Origin of the sequence: Cupriavidus necator A5-1, from assembly GCF_000744095.1 — a bacterium.
In the GTDB taxonomy this organism is placed as follows: domain Bacteria; phylum Pseudomonadota; class Gammaproteobacteria; order Burkholderiales; family Burkholderiaceae; genus Cupriavidus; species Cupriavidus necator_A.
Map to the genome: position 1 here is coordinate 1,397,147 of NZ_JQLI01000008.1, position 15,189 is coordinate 1,412,335.

A 15,189-nucleotide genomic window follows, 5' to 3' on the forward strand; every position below is an offset into this window, starting at 1 on the left:
CGTTGCAAGGCCGCATGGTCCTCCGGCGTTAGATCCGCCGCCAGACCGCAACGCCAGCTAAGGACACGTCCTTCCGGTTTTCCCATAGCCCCACGCCTCTTGCGCGAGCATCAGGCGGTTTAGCCACGCTTTTGCCCAAAGCGCGGTGTAACCAAACCAGTCGTGACATGAAGAAACCCATACTGCCGCGTTGGACGCGGTTCCTGCCCTGCCTCGGCCTGCTCCTGCTGGCCGGCTGCAACATGACGCTGCTCGACCCGAAGGGGCAGGTCGGCGTCGACATCAAAGGCATCATCCTGATCGCCACCTGGCTCATGCTGCTGGTGGTGGTCCCGGTGATCGTGCTGACGCTGTGGTTTGCGTGGAAGTACCGCGCCAGCAATACCTCGGCACGCTATGAACCCGACTGGTCGCACTCCACCGCGATCGAAGTGGTGGTATGGCTGATCCCCTGCCTGATCATCATCGCGCTGGGCATCATCACCTGGAAGTCCTCGCACGATCTGGACCCGTACAAGCCGCTCGAATCCAGCAAGAAGCCGGTCACCATCGAGGTGGTGGCGCTGAACTGGAAGTGGCTGTTCATCTATCCGGAACTGAAGATCGCCACGGTCAACCAGATCGCCTTCCCGGTCGACACCCCGGTGAACTTCAAGATCACCTCGGATTCGATCATGAATTCGTTCTTCATCCCGCAACTGGGCAGCCAGGTGTACGCCATGGCAGGGATGCAAACCAAGCTGCACCTGATCGCCAACGAAGCCGGCTCGTATGACGGCGTTTCCGCCAACTACAGCGGCGGCGGTTTCTCGGGCATGAAGTTCAAGGCCCTCGCCATGTCGAACTACGAGTTCGACCAGTGGGTCGCCAAGGTTCGCGCCTCGTCCACCGAACTGGGCGTTGAAGGCTACAAGACGCTGGCACAACCCAGCGAGAAGGAGCCGGTCACGTACTACGGCAAGGTGGAAGACCAGCTCTTCCACAACGTCCTGCACAAGTACATGGGCCAAAGCGGCGCCGCGCTGGCTGCCGACGGGTTCAAGGGCGGCCCGATCTGCACGTCGCGCAACACCCTCGGTGAAGAGCAGCTGTCGATGACCACGCCGGTGAAGCCGACGCTGGGCGCGCAATCCTAGGAGCAATGATGTTTGGCAAGTTGAGTTTGTCGGCGATTCCGTTTCATGAGCCGATCATCATGGTCGTTCTGGCCGGCGTCGCCCTGGGCGGTGCCGCGCTGCTAGGCGCGATCACCTATTTCAAGAAGTGGGGCTACCTCTGGAACGAGTGGTTCACCTCGGTCGACCACAAGAAGATCGGCGTGATGTACTGCCTGGTCGCCCTGATCATGCTGCTGCGCGGCTTCGCCGACGCGGTCATGATGCGTACCCAGCTGGCGCTCGCCACCAATGGCGCGACCGGCGTCCTGCCGCCTGAGCACTACGACCAGATCTTCACCGCCCACGGCGTGATCATGATCTTCTTCGTGGCCATGCCGCTGATGACCGGCCTGATGAACCTGGTCGTGCCGCTGCAGATCGGCGCGCGCGACGTGGCCTTCCCGTTCCTGAACACGCTGAGCTTCTGGCTGTTCGTGTCGGGCGCCATGCTGGTTAACGTCTCGCTGGGCGTCGGTGAATTCGCCAAGACCGGCTGGCTGGCCTACCCGCCGCTGTCGGGCCTGGACTACAGCCCTGGGGTAGGGGTGGACTATTACCTCTGGAGCTTGCAGATCTCCGGCCTCGGCACGCTGCTGACCGGTGTGAACTTCCTGGTGACCATCATGCGCATGCGCGCGCCTGGCATGACGCTGATGCGCATGCCGGTGTTCACCTGGACCGCGCTGTGCACCAACGTGCTGATCGTGGCCGCCTTCCCGGTGCTGACCGTGACCCTGGCGCTGCTGGGCCTGGACCGCTACGTCGGTACGCACTTCTTCACGAACGATGGTGGCGGCAACGCCATGATGTACGTGAACCTGATCTGGATCTGGGGCCACCCCGAGGTGTACATCCTGATCCTGCCGGCGTTCGGTATCTTCTCTGAAGTCATTGCCACGTTCTCGGGCAAGAAGCTGTTCGGCTACAAGGGCATGGTGTACGCGACCGCCGCGATCATGGTGCTGTCGTTCATCGTGTGGCTGCACCACTTCTTCACGATGGGCTCGGGCGCCAACGTCAACGCGTTCTTCGGCATCACGACCATGATCATCTCCATCCCGACCGGGGTGAAGATCTTCAACTGGCTGTTCACGATGTACCGCGGCCGGGTCCAGATGGCCTCGCCGGTGCTGTGGACGCTGGGCTTCATGATCACCTTCGTGATCGGCGGCATGACCGGCGTGCTGATGGCCGTGCCGGCTGCTGACTTTGTCCTGCACAACAGCCTGTTCCTGATCGCCCACTTCCACAACGTGATCATCGGCGGCGTGCTGTTCGGCTACCTGGCCGGCATCACCTACTGGTGGCCGAAGGCGTTCGGCTTCAAGCTGAACGAGCGCCTGGGCAAGTGCGCCTTCTGGTGCTGGCTGGTCGGCTTCTACTTCGCCTTCATGCCGCTGTACGTGCTGGGCCTGATGGGCATGACCCGCCGCCTGAACCACACCGACAACCCCGCCTGGACGCCGTGGCTGTACCTGGCTGTTGTCGGTGTGGTGTTCGTGGCGCTGGGCATCTTCTTCCAGGTGCTGCAGATCGTCGTGTCGATCCGCGACCGCAAGAAGCTGGCCGACGTGACCGGCGACCCGTGGGGCGGCCGTACCCTGGAGTGGGCCACCTCGTCGCCGCCGCCGTTCTACAACTTCGCGCACACCCCGGTGGTGCGTGACCTGGACGCGTTCGCCGACATGAAGGCCCGTGGCGAGACGCTGCCGACCGAAGGCTACGAGAAGATCCACATGCCTAAGAACACGGGCGCGGGCTTCATCATCGGCGCCTTCAGCCTGGTGTTCGGCTTTGCCCTGACCTGGCATATCTGGTGGATGGCCATCGTTGGCCTGGTGGGCATGATCTGGGCGTTTATCCACCGCAGCAACGACGACCATATCGACTACTACGTGCCGGCCACCGAGGTCGAGCAGATCGAAACGCGCCATCTGCAGCGCATTGCTTCGCAGGCCTAAGAACCATGTCGACTCAAGTCCTAGACCGCATCCCCGCGCAGGCTGGCGCCTCGGCTCACGCCGACGCGCACGGCCATGACCATGCGCACCACGATACCAGTGCCAACACGGTGTATGGCTTCTGGATCTACCTGATGAGCGACTGCATCATCTTCGCCGGACTGTTCGCGGCCTTCGCCGTGCTGCGTGGCGAAGTGGCAGGCGGCCCGTCGGGCAAGGAGCTGTTCGAGCTCAACTACGTGCTGGTGGAGACCTTCATCCTGCTGTTCTCCTCGATCACGTACGGCATGGCGATGATCTCGCTGCAGAACCGCAGCCTCAGTCGCGTGCAGGCGTGGCTCGGTATCACGTTCCTGCTGGGCCTGGCCTTTATGGCGATGGAAATCAACGAGTTCCACCACCTGATCGCCGAAGGCGCCGGCCCGGGCCGCAGCGCGTTCCTGTCGTCGTTCTTCACGCTGGTCGGCACCCACGGCCTGCACGTCGCCAGCGGCATGGTGTGGATGATCGTGCTGATGTGGCAACTGGCCAAGAAGGGCATCACCCCGACGCTGGCCAAGCGCCTGACTTGCCTGTCACTGTTCTGGCACTTCCTGGACGTGGTCTGGATCGGCGTCTTTACCGTGGTCTACCTGATGGGAGCAGTGTGATGGCACAACACAACGCACCGGCGGCGCACGGCGCCCACGACTCGCACGCGCACGCGTCGCACGACACCCATGCCAGCTTCAAGTCGTACGCGATCGGCTTTATCCTGGCGGTGATCCTGACCGTGATCCCGTTCAAGATCGTAATGGACGGGAACCTGGACAAGGGCACCATCCTCTGGATCGTCCTCGGCATGGCCGCGGTCCAGATCCTGGTCCACCTGAAGTACTTCCTGCACCTGGACTCGTCGTCCGAGCAGCGCAGCAACGTAGTCGCGCTGCTATTCACGGCGCTGGTGCTGGTGATCGTGCTGGCGGGTTCGCTGTGGATCATGCACAACCTGAATACCAACATGATGGTGATGTAAGGACTGACGTTCTGGCATCGAGAGCGGGGCCCCGGGAGGGGCCCCGCTTTTTTTTTGCCGGTCGCCAGCCGTGGGGCATGGTGCCCGGCCCTGGTGCGGAGGTTCGCAGCGGCTGGCGTCTTTCGCATGTCGGCGCACGGAATTGCGCCGATGCACGGGAGTGGTGCGCGCGCCGCCCGCACTGCTATGGTGCACAAGCGTGATCGCGGGCGATGGCAGGGCCTGCGCGCCGCGCCAGCACGCCGTCTGCCGCCGGCGCGGCGGGTATCAGGCCGTTTGCCTCCATGGCACGCTAGTTGCAGATGCATCACCCGGGGAGCGTAGTCCCTGACTAACACCATAAACGGGAGCTGCAAATGCAACGACGTGACATGCTGAAGCTGACGGCGATCGCCGCCGCGGCAATGATCGGTACCAGCCCGCTGGCCATGGCGCAGTCCAAGGAACCGATCAAGGTCGGTATCCTGCACTCGCTGTCCGGCACGATGGCCATTTCGGAAACGTCGCTGAAAGACGTGGCCCTGATGACCATCGACGAGATCAACAAGAGCGGCGGCGTGCTCGGCCGCAAGCTCGAGCCGGTGGTGGTGGACCCGGCCTCCAACTGGCCGCTGTTCGCCGAGAAGGCGCGCCAGCTGGTCAGCAAGGACAAGGTTGCGGTGACTTTCGGCTGCTGGACCTCGGTATCGCGCAAGTCGGTGCTGCCGGTCTATGAGGAACTGAATTCGCTGCTGTTCTACCCGGTGCAGTATGAAGGCGAGGAAATGTCCAAGAACGTCTTCTACACCGGCGCTGCGCCCAACCAGCAGGCGATCCCGGCGGTGGAATACCTGATGAGCAAGGAAGGCGGCGGCGCCAAGCGCTTCTACCTGCTGGGCACCGATTACGTCTACCCGCGCACCACCAACAAGATCCTGCGCGCCTTCCTGAAGAGCAAGGGCGTTGCCGACAAGGATATCGAAGAGGTCTACACCCCCTTCGGCCACAGCGACTACCAGACCATCGTCGCCAATATCAAGAAGTTCTCGCAGGGCGGCAAGACCGCGGTGATCTCGACCATCAACGGCGATTCCAACGTGCCCTTCTACAAGGAGCTGGGCAACGCCGGCCTGAAGGCCAAGGACGTGCCGGTGGTGGCGTTCTCGGTGGGTGAGGAGGAGCTGCGCGGCATCGATACCAAGCCGCTGGTGGGCCACCTGGCCGCGTGGAACTACTTCATGTCGGTCAAGAACCCCGAGAACGAGGCCTTCAAGAAGCAATGGGCGGCCTGGGTCAAGGCCAACAACCTGCCCGGCGGCGACAAGCGTGTGACCAATGACCCGATGGAAGCCACCTATGTCGGCATCCATATGTGGGCGCAGGCCGTAAAGAAGGCCGGCACCACCGACACCGACAAGGTGCGTGCCGCGATGTACGGCCAGACCTTCAAGGCGCCGGATGGCTTCACGCTGACCATGGGCGAGAACCACCACCTGTACAAGCCGGTGATGATCGGCGAGGTCAAGGGCGACGGCCAGTTCTCGGTGGTGTGGAAGACGCCGAAGGCGGTGCGTGCGCAGCCGTGGAGCCCGTTCATCGCGGGTAACGAAGGCAAGCCGGACAAGGTGATGTAAGCGGACACCAGTCCGTCTCCCGGGGACCGCTTCCTTCTCCCGCGCAGGTGGGAGAGGGAAGCGCGCCGCCTCCCTTCCCGCACACCATAAGAACAAGGCGCTCAAGCGCCACCACTCCGCCAGCCTCTATGCGCCAACACCTTCCGAAAAACGCCATGCCATGGCTGCGCGCCCTGCTGGCAGCGCTGCTGCTGGCCGCGGCGCCGTGGGCCGCCGCGCTGACGCAGGCCGAGCTCAAGCCGCTCGCCGAAGACGACTTCGATGCCAAGACCGCGGCGCTGACCGCGCTGGCCAAGGCGCCGCCCGAGCAGGCTGGCCCGATCCTGAAAGCCTTGCAGGACGATGCGCTGCAATACGCACCATCGGTCGGCATGGTGCGGCAGGACGGCGACAAGACCGTCGATGCGATCACCGGGAAACCGGTCACGGTGAAGGCCGACGAACTGGAATCCCTGACCCTGAACAACAGCCTGCGTGCGCTGGTCGACAGCGCCGCCAGCAGCCTGCTGCTGCAGTCGCCAGACATCGCGGTGCGCGCGCAGGCCGTCGCCACGCTGCGCGCCCAGCCGGAAAGCGCCTCGCGCGCCGCGGTCGAAGCCGCGCGCAAGAACGAGGCCGACGCCGGACTGCGCGCCAGCCTCGACGTGATCTGGGCCAACCTGGTGCTGGCCGAGCCAGCCGATCCAGCCGCGCATGACGCGCGGCTGGAAGCGATCCGCATCCTCGGTAGCGACAGCAACCCGCAGAGCCGCCAGAAGCTGGCGCCGCTGGTGGAGCGCGACAGCGCCGGCAATTACCGCGAGCCCGACGCCGACGTGCGCCTGGCTGCCCAGCAGGCGCTGGACACGCTGCGCAGCGATCAGCGCCGCGCCGAACTGATCGGCAACCTGTTCGCCGGGCTGAGCCTGGGCAGCGTGCTGCTGCTGGCCGCGCTCGGGCTGGCCATCACCTATGGGCTGATTGGCGTCATCAACATGGCGCACGGCGAGTTCCTGATGATCGGGGCCTATGCCACTTATGTGGTGCAGTCGCTGTTCCGTACTTACGCGCCGGGTGCGTTCGACTGGTACCTTCCGGCGGCGCTGCCGGCCTCGTTCCTGGCAGCGGCGGTGGTGGGCTTCGTGCTCGAGCGGCTGGTGCTGCGCCACCTGTACGGTCGCCCGTTGGAAACGCTGCTGGCGACCTTCGGCGTCAGCCTGCTGCTGATGCAGGCGGTGCGCACGCTCTTTGGCGCGCAGAACGTGGAAGTGGCCAACCCGGCGTGGATGAGCGGCGGCATCGAATGGATGCCTGGCCTGGTGATTCCGTACAACCGCATCGTCATCATCCTGTTCGCGCTGGCGGTGGTGGCGGTGGCGTGGGCGGTGCTGAACCGCACGCGGCTGGGGCTGTTCGTGCGCGCCACTACGCAGAACCGCACCATGGCGGCCTGCGTCGGCGTGCGCACGTGGAAGGTGGACAGCTATGCCTTTGCCTTCGGTGCCGGCATCGCCGGGCTGGGCGGCTGCGCGCTGTCGCAGATCGGCAATGTCGGCCCCGACCTGGGCCAGGCCTACATCATTGACTCGTTCATGGTGGTGGTGCTGGGCGGCGTCGGGCAGCTGGCGGGCACCATCATCGGCGCGTTCGGGCTGGGCATCATCAACAAGTTCATCGAGCCGTTCTACGGCGCGGTGCTGGCCAAGATCTTCGTCCTCGTACTGATTGTGCTCTTCATTCAGAAGCGGCCGCAGGGACTTTTCGCGCTCAAGGGGCGCAGCGCGGAGGCATGATGCAGCGATTCCAATCGAATTCTTCCGCCACGCCGTTCCGGCTTGCCGTGCCGGAGCGCCAGTCGCTGTTCTCGCCGCGGGGCTGGATGGCGCTTCTGGCGCTGACTGTGATCGTCGGTATCGGCGTGCCGGTGTGCGCGCTGGTATTGCCGGAAGGTCATCCGCTGCACCTGTCGGCATACGCGCTGACGCTGGTCGGCAAGATCATGTGCTTTGCGCTGGCGGCGATCGCGCTGGACCTGGTGTGGGGCTACTGCGGCATCCTGAGCCTGGGCCACGGGCTGTTCTTCGCGCTCGGTGGCTATGCCATGGGCATGTACCTGATGCGATCGATCGGGCGCGAGGGCGTGTACAAGAGCGACCTGCCGGACTTCATGGTGTTCCTCGACTGGAAGGAGCTGCCGTGGTTCTGGCACGGCACTGAGCACCTGGGCTACGCGCTGCTGCTGGTGGTGCTGGTGCCGGGCGTGCTGGCGTGGCTGTTCGGCTTCTTTGCCTTCCGTTCGCGCATCAAGGGCGTGTACCTGTCGATCATCACGCAGGCGATGACCTATGCGGCGATGCTGCTGTTCTTCCGCAACGAGACCGGCTTTGGCGGCAATAACGGCTTTACCGATTTCAAGCGCATCGCGGGCTTTGCCATCGCCGCGCCGCAGACGCGCACGGCGCTGTTCGTGCTGACGTTCCTGGCGCTGCTGGCCGGGTTTGTCGCCTGCCGCTATATCGTCACGTCCAAGCTCGGCCGCGTGGTCACCGCGGTGCGCGATGCGGAGATGCGCGTGATGTTCTCGGGCTACAACCCGCTCGGCTACAAGCTGTTCGTGTGGACCTTCTCCGCCGTGCTTTGCGGTATCGCGGGGGCGCTGTATGTGCCGCAGGTCGGCATCATCAACCCCGGCGAGATGTCGCCGGGCAACTCGATCGAGATGGCGGTCTGGGTTGCCGTTGGCGGGCGTGGCACGCTGATCGGGCCGGTGATCGGTGCGTTCCTGGTCAATGGTGCCAAGACCGTCTTCACTGCCCACTTCGCCGAGTACTGGCTCTTCCTGCTGGGCGCGATGTTCGTGCTGGTGACGTTGTACCTGCCCGATGGCGTGACCGGGCTTTGGAACCGCCTGCGCGAGCGCCGCGTGCCGCCGGCGCCTGCCGCGCCAGAGCCCGTATCCAGCCCAGTCGTCGCGGGCCGCACCGGAGGTGAAGCATGAACGCCGCACTCCAGCACGGCCAGGCCGAAAGCGGAGAGGCCACCGGCCTGGGCCGCATCGTCGAGCCCGGCACCATCGATGTGTCGCACGGCCCGATCCTGTATCTGGAAGACCTGACGGTCCAGTTCGACGGCTTCCGCGCGCTCAACAAGCTGACACTGTCGATCGACCACGGCGAACTGCGCTGCGTGATCGGTCCCAACGGCGCCGGCAAGACCACGATGATGGATGTCATCACCGGCAAGACCGGGCCGCGCAATGCCAATGTCAGCGGGCGCGTGTTCCTCGGCCAGACCATCGACCTGATGCGCATGACCGAGCCGCGCATCGCCCAGGTCGGCATCGGCCGCAAGTTCCAGAAGCCCACCGTGTTCGAGCAGCACGCGGTGTGGGAGAACCTGGAGCTGGCGATGAAGGCCGACAAGCGCTGGTGGTGGTCGCTGCGCGCGCGGCTGACCGGGGAAGGGCATCGCCGCATCGAGGAAACGCTGGCGCTGACCGGGCTGGAGGACGAGGCCTACCGGCCCGCCGGCCTGCTGTCGCACGGGCAGAAGCAGCGGCTGGAGATCGGCATGTTGCTGATGCAGCAGCCGCAGCTGCTGTTGCTAGACGAGCCGGTGGCGGGCATGACCGATGAGGAAACCATGCAACTCGCGAGCCTGCTCAACGGCCTGCGCGGCAGCTGCTCGATGATGGTGGTGGAGCACGACATGGAGTTCGTTGCCGCGCTGGCTGGCGATACCGGCAAGGTCACGGTACTGGCCGAGGGCAGCGTGCTGGCCGAAGGCACGCTCGACAGCGTCAAGCGCGACGAGCGCGTGATCGAATCCTACCTGGGAAGATAAGCATGCTGCAGGTCAATGCACTGAACCAGTTCTATGGCGGCAGCCATATCCTGCGCAACGTCAGCTTCGACGTGCCGGCCGGCAAGCTGACCACGCTGTTGGGCCGCAACGGCGTGGGCAAGAGCACGCTGCTCAAATGCCTGATGGGCGTGGTTCCCACGCGCAGCGGCAGCATCCAGTGGGAGGGCAAGGCGCTGGAGAAGAAGCCGCCCTACGAGCGCGTCTCGGCCGGTCTGGCCTACGTGCCGCAGGGCCGCGAGATTTTCCCGCGCCTGACCGTGGAAGAGAACCTGCTGATCGGCGCGGCCAGCCGCGCGCGTCCGTCCGGCGTGCCGGACCGGATCTACCAGCTCTTTCCCGTACTGCGCACCATGCGCCTGCGCCGCGGCGGCGACCTGTCCGGCGGCCAGCAGCAGCAACTGGCGATCGGCCGCGCGCTGATGAGCGAGCCGGGTCTGCTGATCCTGGACGAGCCTACCGAAGGTATCCAGCCCTCCATCATCCAGGACATCGGCCGCGCGCTGCGGCTGCTGGTCGACGAGTTCGGCATGACGGTGCTGCTGGTCGAGCAGTACTACGAGTTCGCGCGCCATATCGCCGACCACTATGTGGTGATGAGCCGCGGCGAGGTGGTGGCGCGCGGCGCCGGCGCCAGCATGGAGCAGGACGGCGTGCGGGAGCTGATCGCCGTGTAAGGCGGGCATGGCGCGGCGCCGGGTTTGTGGGTTTCGCGCCGCTTCCGCACAGGCGGGCGGCGCGCTATGATTGCCTGCAACACCCGCCATCGCGCGTCCCCGTCGCCGGCACTTCCTCGCCATGCGCCATCCCGACTTCCCTTCGTCTCTCGCCGTGCCCGCTGCATGGCAGGCCACGCTGCGGCTGCGCTTTGCGCAACGCGGCGAACGCACCGCGCTGGTCGAGCGGCGCCACCAGGGGCCGCTGCTGGTGCAGAAGCCGCTGTATCCGGAAGGCGGGATCTGCCACGTCGTCATCCTGCACCCGCCGGCGGGCGTGGCGGGCGGGGACAGCCTGGAAATCGACGTGACGGTGGAGGCGGGTGCGCATGCGGTGCTGGCCACACCGGGCGCGACCAAGTGGTACAAGTCGCTCGGGCGGGACGCGGCGCAGCATGTGCGCCTCACCGTCGGGCAGGGCGCGCGGCTGGACTGGCTGCCGCAGGAGAACATCGTGTTTGACGATGCCCGAGCGCGCAACTCGACGGTGCTCGACGTGGCGCCGGGCGGCAGCGCGATCGGCTGGGATGCGGTGGTGCTGGGGCGGCAGGCGTCGGGCGAGCAGTGGGCTCGCGGCGCGCTGTGGCTGGATACGCGCATCGGCGCCGGCGAGCGTGCGCTGTGGATCGAACAATCGCATTTCGAGGCGGCCTCGCCGCTGCGCACAGCGGTGGCCGGGCTCGACGGCCTGAACGTGCTGGGCACGCTGTGGGCAGTGGGCGAGGGCGCCACGCAGGAGCTGGCTGAAATGCTCGCCGAGCGACTGCCTTATACGCCGGACTTGCGCGCCGGTGTGACCTGCCTGGCAGCCAACGGGCAATCGATGCTGCTGTTGCGCGTGCTCGGACGGCAGATGGAAGCGGTGCGTCACGTCATGGTCGATAGCTGGCAGGCGCTGCGCGAGCCGATGCACGGTGTGGTCGCGCGGCCGCTGCGCCTGTGGGCAACGTGAGAGAAAACATCCGTAGAACAAGGAACACACGATGGAACTGACGCCGCGAGAGAAAGACAAGCTGCTGATCTTCACCGCCGCCCTGCTGGCCGAACGGCGCAGGGCACGCGGGCTCAAGCTCAACTACCCGGAGGCGGTGGCGCTGATCACCGCCGCAATCATGGAAGGCGCGCGCGACGGGCGCACCGTGGCCGAGCTGATGCATGAGGGCACTACCGTGCTGAGCCGCGATGGCGTGATGGACGGCGTCGCCGAGATGATTCCCGAGATCCAGGTCGAAGCGACTTTCCCCGATGGAACCAAGCTGGTGACCGTCCACCATCCCATCGTCTGAAGCGCTTTCCCATTTCGCCGATTCCGACAACAGGACCAACCGAGAGCCGACCATGAACCGCACCTCCTGCCTGCGCCTTGTGCTGGGCACTTCCCTGACCGTTGCCGCCACCGCCGCGCTGGCGCACCCGGGCCATGACGCCGCCACTGTCGGCGCCAGCCTGTGGGCTGGCCTGGCGCATCCCTTCACCGGCGCCGACCACCTGCTGGCGATGGCGGCGGTGGGCGTGTGGAGCGCACTGATCGCGCGCTCGGCTGCCGACACGTTGCGGCTGCCGCTGGCTTTCGTCGCGCTGATGCTGGCGGGTGCGGCACTCGGGCTGTCCGGTGCGTCGTTGCCTGCGGTCGAACCGATGATCGCTGCCTCGTTGCTGGTGATCGGCCTGCTGGTGGCGCTGCGTGCCAAGCTGCCGGCGTGGGCTGGCACGCTGCTGGTCGGCGGCTTCGCCGTGTTTCATGGCTATGCGCACGGCGCCGAGCTGCCGGACACCGCGGGCGCGCTGCCGGCCGTGCTGGCTTATGTTGGCGGCTTTGCTGTGTCGACCATGGCGCTGCACCTGCTCGGTATCGGCGCGGGCACGCTGCTGCGCCGCCGCGCCGGCTGGCTGGCACGCCTGGCAGGCGCCGGCGTGGCGCTGTACGGCGCCGGCCTGCTGGTTGCCTGAGGAGGACTGCCATGATCCCCGGTGAACTGATGCCCGCCGACGGCGAGATCGAACTCAACGCCGGCCGCGCCACGGTCAGCGTGACGGTGGCCAATACCGGCGACCGGCCGATCCAGGTCGGCTCGCACTTCCACTTCTACGAGACCAACACCGCGCTCGCGTTCGACCGCGAGGCCGCGCGCGGCTTCCGGCTGAATATCGCAGCGGGCACCGCGGTGCGCTTCGAGCCCGGCCAGACTCGCACCGTCGAGCTGGTGGCACTGGACGGCGACCGTATCGTCTACGGCTTCAACGGCAAGATCATGGGAGCGCTGTGATGGCAAAGATCTCCAGGCAGGCCTATGCCGAGATGTTCGGCCCGACCACCGGTGATCGCGTGCGGCTGGCCGATACCGAGCTCATCATCGAGGTCGAAAAGGACTTCACCATCTACGGCGAGGAAGTGAAATTCGGCGGCGGCAAGGTGATCCGCGACGGCATGGGCCAGAGCCAGCGCATGGCGAAGGACTGCGTCGATACCGTCATCACCAATGCGCTGATCGTCGATCACTGGGGCATCGTCAAGGCGGATATCGGCCTGAAAGACGGGCGCATCGCATCGATCGGCAAGGCCGGCAACCCAGATATCCAGCCGGGCGTGACCATCGTGGTCGGGCCGGGCACCGAGGTGATCGCGGGCGAAGGTATGATCGTCACCGCCGGCGGCATCGACAGCCATATCCACTTCATCTGCCCGCAGCAGATCGAAGAGGCGCTGATGAGCGGCGTCACCACCATGATCGGCGGTGGCACCGGGCCGGCCACCGGCACCTTCGCCACCACCGTGACGCCGGGGCCGTGGTACATGGAGCGAATGCTGCAGGCAGCCGACGCCTACCCGATGAATATCGGCCTGCTGGGCAAGGGCAATGCCAGCCAGCAGGGGCCGATTCTGGAGCAGGTGGAAGCGGGCGCGATCGGCCTGAAGCTGCATGAGGACTGGGGCACCACGCCGGCGGCGATCGATACCTGCCTGTCGGTGGCGGACGCGACCGACACCCAGGTGGCGATCCACACCGATACGCTCAACGAGGCCGGCTTCGTTGAAGCGACCATCGCCGCGTTCAAAGGCCGCACCATCCATACGTATCACACCGAAGGTGCCGGCGGCGGCCATGCGCCCGACATCATCAAGGTGTGCGGCGAGGCCAACGTGCTGCCGTCGTCGACCAACCCGACGCGCCCGTACACCGTCAATACGCTGGACGAGCACCTCGACATGCTGATGGTGTGCCACCACCTGGACCCGTCGATTGCCGAGGACATCGCCTTCGCCGAAAGCCGCATCCGCCGCGAGACCATCGCCGCCGAGGATATCCTGCACGACTTGGGCGCGTTCTCGATGATCTCCAGCGACTCGCAGGCGATGGGGCGCGTGGGTGAGGTGATCATCCGCACCTGGCAGACCGCGCATAAGATGGCGCAGCAGCGCGGCAAGCTGCCCGGCGATCCGCACGATGCGCGCGGCGGGCACGATAACTTCCGCGTCAAGCGCTATGTCGCCAAGTACACCATCAACCCGGCGCTGACCCATGGCATCGCCCATGAAGTGGGTTCGGTGGAAGTGGGCAAGTGGGCCGACCTGGTGCTGTGGCGCCCGGCGTTCTTCGGCGTCAAGCCGAGTTTGATCCTGAAGGGCGGCATGATCGCCGCGGCGGCGATGGGCGATCCCAATGCGTCGATCCCGACGCCCCAGCCGGTGCACTACCGGCCGATGTTCGCGTCGGCCGGCGGTGCACTGCACCGCTCGTCGCTGACCTTCGTGTCGCAGGCGGCACTGGCGGCGGGCATCGACGAGCGCTACGGGCTGGCCAAGACGCTGTCGGCGGTGCGTGGCACGCGCACGGTCAGCAAGCGAGACATGGTGCACAATGACTGGCAGCCGCACGTCACGGTCGACCCCGAGACCTACCAGGTGGTCGCCGACGGCCAGCTGCTGACGTGCGAGCCCGCCACCGAGCTGCCCATGGCGCAGCGCTATTTCCTGTTCTGAATCATTGGGGCGCACACCCCGGATCGCGCATGCTGAAGATCGACAAACTCCTGAGCGCCCCGCACGGCATCGCGCCGGTGCTGGTGCGGCGTGCTCCCAAGCTGGTGCTGCCTTTCGCCGAACGCAGCAAGAGCCGCCTGCGTGCGGTGCTCGACAATGGGGAGGAAGCCGCATTGTTCCTGCCGCGCGGTACCGTGCTGCGCGGTGGCGACTTGCTGGTGGCGGAGGACGGCAGCTTTATTGAGGTACAGGCCGCCGCTGAAACCGTGCTGGAAGTGCGTTCGGATGATCCGCACGCGCTGATGCGCGCGGCGTACCACCTTGGCAATCGCCACACGCCGGTGGAGATCGGGCGCAATTACCTGCGGCTGGAATACGACCCGGTGTTGGCAGACATGCTGCAACGGCTGGGCGTGCATGCTGAACGTGCCGAGCTGCCGTTCGAGCCTGAGGCGGGTGCGTATGGCGGCGGGCACAAGCATGGGCATGATGCGACGTTTGCGGAAGACTATGCGGCGGCGCAGGCGGTGTTTCAGGAGCATCATGGGCATGATCATGACCATGGGCACTCGCACTCGCATGGCCATGACGAATCGCATCATGTGCATGACGAGCGTTGTGGGCATAAGCACTGAAGTGGTTTGAGACGACAGAAGTGGGAGGCGACTCCATGCCAACGGATGACGAATTGAACCCGCGAAAACTTGGGGGTGAGGTCCGGTCCGTGCATAGCTCAGCGCGTGACTTCGTTGATGCGCCTGGCCCTCTCCCCGGCCCTCTCCCGCAAGCGGGAGAGGGAGTACACAGTCGGCAAGCAGCAGAGGCGGCACCGCTGATTATGGCCGGCGGTTTGCTCCCCTCTCCCGCGTGCGGGAGAGGGGCCGGGGGAGAGGGCAGGCACGTGC

At 65.7% G+C, this 15,189-nt stretch carries 15 protein-coding genes; all 15 read left to right on the forward strand.

Translation table 11 applies throughout. From position 1 onward, the window contains the following. The first annotated feature begins 167 nt into the window (after positions 1-167). The 15 genes from cyoA to ureE all read left to right on the forward strand — a co-directional run bounded on the left by cyoA (position 168) and on the right by ureE (position 14,919). Positions 168-1,136, forward strand: coding sequence for a ubiquinol oxidase subunit II (gene cyoA, locus K307_RS30605; protein WP_042884685.1), 969 nt, complete (start codon positions 168-170; stop codon positions 1,134-1,136). A gap of 8 nt (positions 1,137-1,144) precedes the next feature. Next, the gene (cyoB, locus tag K307_RS30610) at positions 1,145-3,118 is read left to right on the forward strand and encodes a cytochrome o ubiquinol oxidase subunit I (RefSeq protein WP_042887568.1); all 1,974 of its coding nucleotides are present in this window, start codon (positions 1,145-1,147) and stop codon (positions 3,116-3,118) included. Between the two features lie 5 nt (positions 3,119-3,123). Next, positions 3,124-3,768 (forward strand): cytochrome o ubiquinol oxidase subunit III, encoded by a 645-nt coding sequence (gene cyoC / locus K307_RS30615; RefSeq protein WP_042884687.1) that lies wholly within the window; start codon positions 3,124-3,126, stop codon positions 3,766-3,768. Then, positions 3,768-4,133: a cytochrome o ubiquinol oxidase subunit IV gene (cyoD, locus tag K307_RS30620; protein ID WP_042884689.1), complete on the forward strand. Its 366-nt coding sequence runs from the start codon at positions 3,768-3,770 to the stop codon at positions 4,131-4,133. Before cyoC ends, cyoD begins: the two co-directional genes overlap by 1 nt. A 356-nt stretch (positions 4,134-4,489) precedes the next feature. Beyond that, the gene (gene urtA / locus K307_RS30625; protein WP_042884690.1) at positions 4,490-5,746 is read left to right on the forward strand and encodes an urea ABC transporter substrate-binding protein; all 1,257 of its coding nucleotides are present in this window, start codon (positions 4,490-4,492) and stop codon (positions 5,744-5,746) included. A gap of 155 nt (positions 5,747-5,901) precedes the next feature. Beyond that, positions 5,902-7,518, forward strand: coding sequence for an urea ABC transporter permease subunit UrtB (gene urtB / locus K307_RS30630; RefSeq protein WP_042884691.1), 1,617 nt, complete (start codon positions 5,902-5,904; stop codon positions 7,516-7,518). After that, positions 7,518-8,723, forward strand: coding sequence for an urea ABC transporter permease subunit UrtC (urtC, locus tag K307_RS30635; protein WP_042884693.1), 1,206 nt, complete (start codon positions 7,518-7,520; stop codon positions 8,721-8,723). The genes urtB and urtC overlap by 1 nt, the downstream gene beginning before the upstream one ends. Continuing rightward, the gene (urtD, locus tag K307_RS30640; protein WP_042884694.1) at positions 8,720-9,568 is read left to right on the forward strand and encodes an urea ABC transporter ATP-binding protein UrtD; all 849 of its coding nucleotides are present in this window, start codon (positions 8,720-8,722) and stop codon (positions 9,566-9,568) included. Before urtC ends, urtD begins: the two co-directional genes overlap by 4 nt. Positions 9,569-9,570: 2 nt before the next feature. Further along, positions 9,571-10,263, forward strand: a complete 693-nt coding sequence (urtE, locus tag K307_RS30645) for an urea ABC transporter ATP-binding subunit UrtE (protein WP_022534088.1) — start codon at positions 9,571-9,573, stop codon at positions 10,261-10,263. Positions 10,264-10,384: 121 nt separating this feature from the next. Beyond that, positions 10,385-11,254 (forward strand): urease accessory protein UreD, encoded by an 870-nt coding sequence (locus tag K307_RS30650; RefSeq protein ID WP_042884695.1) that lies wholly within the window; start codon positions 10,385-10,387, stop codon positions 11,252-11,254. Between the two features lie 31 nt (positions 11,255-11,285). Next, positions 11,286-11,588 (forward strand): urease subunit gamma, encoded by a 303-nt coding sequence (locus K307_RS30655; protein ID WP_042884696.1) that lies wholly within the window; start codon positions 11,286-11,288, stop codon positions 11,586-11,588. A 52-nt stretch (positions 11,589-11,640) separates the two neighbouring features. Next, a complete protein-coding gene (locus K307_RS30660; RefSeq protein ID WP_042884697.1) occupies positions 11,641-12,252 on the forward strand; it encodes a HupE/UreJ family protein in 612 nt (203 codons plus the stop codon). A gap of 11 nt (positions 12,253-12,263) precedes the next feature. Continuing rightward, positions 12,264-12,569, forward strand: a complete 306-nt coding sequence (locus tag K307_RS30665) for an urease subunit beta (RefSeq protein WP_018313224.1) — start codon at positions 12,264-12,266, stop codon at positions 12,567-12,569. Then, complete coding sequence (ureC, locus tag K307_RS30670) at positions 12,566-14,284, forward strand: urease subunit alpha (RefSeq protein ID WP_329955936.1); 1,719 nt, start codon at positions 12,566-12,568, stop codon at positions 14,282-14,284. The genes K307_RS30665 and ureC overlap by 4 nt, the downstream gene beginning before the upstream one ends. A 29-nt stretch (positions 14,285-14,313) precedes the next feature. Next, positions 14,314-14,919 carry an urease accessory protein UreE gene (gene ureE, locus K307_RS30675; RefSeq protein ID WP_042884702.1) on the forward strand — a complete coding sequence of 202 codons (606 nt, stop codon included), beginning with the start codon at positions 14,314-14,316 and terminating at the stop codon, positions 14,917-14,919. The last annotated feature ends 270 nt before the right edge of the window (positions 14,920-15,189 follow it).